Raw genomic sequence first — 3,586 nt, 5'->3', positions numbered from 1 at the left:
CCATGGACATGAAGGGCAGCTTGCCCAGCTTGGTGACCCCGTCGACGAGGGTCACCACCTCGTCCCCGAAGCCCTCCCGAAGCTCGTCCTTGGTGACGTCCGTGTCCTCCAACACGTCGTGGAGCAGGGCTGCCGTCAGGCTGGCCAGGTCCAGCCGCATCCCCGCCAGGATCAGCGCCGCGGAGAGCGTGTGGACGATATAGGGGTCTCCATTCGTGCGCTTCTGGTCCGCGTGGGCCCTGGCCATGAACACGAAGGCCCTGCCCAGCTGGCGCATCTGCGAGGGCGTCAGGACGGCCATGGCCTTGGACCAGAGCTCCTGCCAGATCGTCCGCACCGCCTCCGTCAGGCACTGCCTGGGGATCTGGACCAGAAAGGAGTCGCGGAGGGCCGCCATCTCCCGAAGGTCCTCGTTGCCCGACAGCGCGGGCACGCTGTTTAAGATGGACCGCAGCGCGTCCCGGTCGGCGTGAAGCCCCAAAGGGGAGGGGGCGGAAGATGGGGAGGCTGCGTCAGCCTTCGCGCCGGGCTCCGCTCCCGCCGCTGTCAGATCGTCATCCTTCACTTCTACCGCCTCCTCTTTCGGGGGTAGGGTCAAACCACTACAGCATAGTCCAGGATGAACTGGATCTGCTCCTCATTCCTCCAGTAGTCCAGGCGCGGATGATAGACCCACCCCTTGATGCCCGATGTGTCCTGCAGGTCGGGAGCGGCGTTGAAGGCCAGGAGCTTGACGTTATCCACTCGGACGGCGCTGTGTTTTCCGTCCTTTCCCAAAGGCTCCACCCGATCCTCCCCGCTGCTGGCGCAGTAGAACAGGGGGCAGGGATTGTCGTTCCCGAAGGGCCCGAGTGCCGTGACCGTTCGCCAGTCGTCCAGGGAAATCCGCGCAGGCGACAGGTTGATGGCGGAGACGACCTCATCCTCCACCCCAACGTCGGCCAGGAGCCCCTCCAGCCTCCCCTCCACCTCGTCCCAATTCCGGGCCAGCACGGAAAATCCGGCAGCGTAGCGATGGCCGCCCCAGGCGTCCAGCAGGTCCGATATCTCGCTCAATATCCCCACTGCGTTGCCGCCTGTGGGGACCCTGAGGGTTCCCCGAACCTTCTCTCCCACGGGGGCTGCCAGGGCGACGGCGCTGCGGCGCTGAGCGCAGATGCGGCTCGCAACGCCGCTCAACACGCCGACAGGCCAAGACTCGTCGAACATCACGTGACGGTCGTCCTCCCCGCTTTCCCGGATGTTCCCCGCGATGCGCTCGGAGATCATCTGGCGCCGTCGGTTCATCTTGATCAGCTCGCCCGCGCACTCGTAGACCGCGTCGTCGCCGCCCACGCCCAGGAGGGCCCGAACGGAGACGTCGGCGCAGGAGATGCGTCCTGGCGCGTTGAGGCAGGGGATCACGCGCATGGAGAGCTGCTCCTCCGTGATCTGCCGGGCGTTGAGCCTAAGGCGGCTGAAGAGCGCGCCCAGACCCCGCCGCGGGTTCGTCCGCATCAGCCGCATCCCCCGGCGGACAAAGGAACGGTTCAGGCTGTTGAGCGGCATGCAGTCGGAGATCGTCGCAAGGGCCACCAGGTCCAGCGCGTACTTGAGCCAGTCCCGCGGCAGGATGCCCTCCTTCCACGCCCAGCACCAGAGCACCGCCGTGGCGCAGAGCTTCCTGGCCTTCCCCCCACCGTCCGCGCAGGGGTTGACGATGGCCTGAAACGCCGGCGCCTCAGCGACGGCGTGGTGATCGAAGACGAAGACGTCCAGCCCGCGCCGCTCCAGGTCCTCCAGCATCTCCGAGTCGTTGGTGCCGCAGTCTACCACGACGAGGGTGTTGCAGCCGCCGCGGACGACCTGCTCCAGCACCTCTGCGTTGAGCCCATACCCCTGGACGTCGCGCCTCGGGATGAAGTATCGGACCTGGACGGCCTTGTGGCGAAAGATCTCCATCGCCAGGACCGTCGAGGAGATGCCGTCCGTATCGTAATCTCCGTAGATCAGCACGTTCCCAAGGGAGCTTTTGGCGTTCCACTTGTCCCGCGCGACGGCGCTGGCGGCACCGAGGTCCAGAGAATCCAGAAGCCTCTCAAACTTCGGATTCATCCAGTCCTGAGCGTCGGCGATGTCCATGACCCCTCCCTGCTGCATCATCTGAAGGACCATCGCCGTCAGCTCCGAGCAGGGGACGCAGCGCGCCAGGCTGCGGGTGCTCTCGCCCATCTCAAAGAGTTTCAAGTTGGAATCCATACAGGTCGACAACAAAGGCATATCCCCTCAAGCTCCAGGGGCGATCGTGCCACGACTCGCCGGGCCTCCCCCGAAGACTGCAATTTTATTTCGCCGGACGCTCCACCGCCGCGGAAGGGGGACGGGCCGCCCCCGCCGCGGCGCTCCAGAAAGTAGGCCTGAAGCAGGCGAACGCACTCGTCCTCCAGAACGCCCCCCCGGACCTCAGAGCGGTGATTCAGGCGCGTGTCTCGAAGGATGTCGTACAGGGAGCCTCCCGCGCCTGCCCTGGGGTCCCGCGCGCCAAAGACGACGCGGCTCACCCGCGCGTTCACGCAGGCCCCCGCGCACATCGGACAGGGCTCAAGCGTCACGTAGAGGGTGCAGCCGCTCAGGTTCCAGCCGCCCCTCTCCGCCGCGGCCATGCGGATGGCCTGAACCTCCGCATGAGCGGTGGGGTCGGCCACCTTGGCGTTTCCGCCCCAGCCCAACGCCCTGCCGCCATCCACCACGACGGCTCCCACCGGGACCTCCCCGCGAAGCAGGGCGCTACGCGCCTGCTCCAGGGCGCAGCGCNTAAAAAAAAGGTCGTCCACTTCGCCCCGTAGCGATCTGATCTTGTGGAGCCCCTAGAGGCGAACCTTCAGGACCAGCTTGCGGATCAGCCCGGCCTGCTTGAAGTAGACGTTGGGCTTGTGCGCGTCCTCCGGCATGAAGAGGATGAAGTGTCCGGGAGGCGCCTGAAGGTAGACGCCCTCGCCGCTGTAGAGGGCCACGTCCCGCTCGCTGGAATAGGGCTCAACCTCCTGAAGGCTGGAGGTCAAGGCGTAGCCAAACCACTCCTCGCCGCTCAGCGTGACGTGGACGTCCAGATAGCGCCGATGGGCCTCAAAGAGCGCATCGGCCAGGGGCCTGGTCCTGTTCTCCTGGACGTCTAAGAAGACGTCGTCGCCGTCAATGGCGTGACGCCCCAGGGGCAGGGCGGAAAGGTCGTGCTCGGCAAGGTAGGTCAACCCCGCCCTGACTCTGGACCCAAGCCCGCCGTAACGGGAAGGGTATTGTATCGTTCCTAAAATCATCGCTCAATCTCCCCAATCAAGTCCGGATGCGTCCGCAAACGTCTTCATTCAAGCTCCGCAGCCGTGGAGCGGGCCGCTTGAAGGCGCCTTTGGACCTCTTCTTCAGGATGCAGCACCCCTGCAAAGCGAAGGGCCAAACGGCGTCCAATTGGTCTATTATACGCCTTGACACCCACATCCCCAACAGGCGCGGAGGCGATGGACAAAAGAACCTTCTGCAAAGCGCTCACCCTGCCGCGCGGGCCCGCCTGACCTCGGCATCCCGCTCCGACACGATGAGCGCCCGGCCG

General features: G+C 65.6%; 3 protein-coding genes and 1 pseudogene. All 4 read right to left on the bottom strand.

Going from position 1 to position 3,586, the window contains the following annotated elements; all coding sequences use genetic code 11:
* The coding region (locus SY1_RS07105; RefSeq protein ID WP_208873233.1) for an HD domain-containing protein at positions 1-565 on the bottom strand (565 nt) is incomplete at its 3' end.
* Between the two features lie 29 nt (positions 566-594).
* Positions 595-2,238, bottom strand: coding sequence for a single-stranded-DNA-specific exonuclease RecJ (locus SY1_RS07100; protein ID WP_015556620.1), 1,644 nt, complete (start codon positions 2,236-2,238; stop codon positions 595-597).
* Positions 2,223-2,793 (bottom strand): annotated as a pseudogene (locus tag SY1_RS07095) (nucleoside deaminase); the annotation flags it as partial. The gene SY1_RS07100 and the pseudogene SY1_RS07095, both read right to left, overlap by 16 nt.
* 53 nt (positions 2,794-2,846) lie before the next feature.
* Positions 2,847-3,296, bottom strand: coding sequence for a NanQ anomerase/TabA/YiaL family protein (locus SY1_RS07090; protein ID WP_243440619.1), 450 nt, complete (start codon positions 3,294-3,296; stop codon positions 2,847-2,849).
* Positions 3,297-3,586: the final 290 nt, after the last annotated feature.

Source organism: Fretibacterium fastidiosum, from assembly GCF_000210715.1.
Taxonomy (GTDB): Bacteria; Synergistota; Synergistia; order Synergistales; family Aminobacteriaceae; genus Fretibacterium; species Fretibacterium fastidiosum.
This window is presented reverse-complemented; position numbering and strand designations above follow the sequence as displayed.

Coding starts and splice junctions, on each gene's coding strand:
- SY1_RS07100 (WP_015556620.1), bottom strand. CDS start 2,238: ATGGATTCCAACTTGAAACTCTTTGAGATGGGCGAGAGCACCCGCAGC.
- SY1_RS07090 (WP_243440619.1), bottom strand. CDS start 3,296: ATGATTTTAGGAACGATACAATACCCTTCCCGTTACGGCGGGCTTGGG.